The organism is Nocardia sp. 852002-20019_SCH5090214, assembly GCF_001665865.1.
Lineage (GTDB): Bacteria > Actinomycetota > Actinomycetes > Mycobacteriales > Mycobacteriaceae > Nocardia > Nocardia nova.
Genome location: NZ_LZMK01000225.1, coordinates 1 through 624 on the forward strand (window position 1 = coordinate 1; position 624 = coordinate 624).

Sequence of the window (624 nt, forward strand, 5' to 3'; positions counted from 1 at the left end):
TCGGCGAAGGCGCCCATCACGCTCAGCAGCAGGTTCGCCATGGGTGAGTCCTCGCCGGTGAAAGTCAGGCTCTCCTTGACGAATTCGACCCGCACGCCCTTGCCGGTGAGGGTGCGCACGATCGAGCGGAGGTCGTCGAGGTTTCGGGCCAGGCGGTCCATCGAGTGAACGATCACCGTGTCGCCGTCACGCACGAACGCGAGCATCTCGGCGAGCTTCGGCCGCGCCGAGTCCTTCCCGGAGGCCTTGTCGGTGAAGGTGCGTTCGACATCGACGCCGTCGAGCTGGCGGACGGTGTTCTGATCGACCGTGCTGACCCGGATATAGCCGACCCGCATGATTCACCCCTCCAGAGACCGAAATTGTCAGGTTGAACTCTAAGAACCCAGCCGACAAGTGTCAAGAAAGGCGAATTCTCACCCTATTTTGACGCTGTTCGTCCCCGGTCACGACTGTGGTGTTGGGGTGTACCCCAGATGCGCAGGCACTGCCAGCACCACGCTCCGCAGCTGCGGCTGTAACGTGTTTCACTTCTGAGTGTCAACGGATTTCGGAGGGGACCGAACACAGATGCTGAGCTTCTTCGTCGAACGCGATGGTCGACTCGTCGCCCAGAAACTCGCC

General features: G+C 61.4%; 1 protein-coding gene. It reads right to left on the reverse strand.

Features of this window, described 5'->3' with window-relative positions:
- Nucleotides 1-338: recombinase family protein (locus A5780_RS18375; protein ID WP_197521791.1), on the reverse strand; the 338-nt coding region annotated here is incomplete at its 3' end.
- Nucleotides 339-624: the final 286 nt, after the last annotated feature.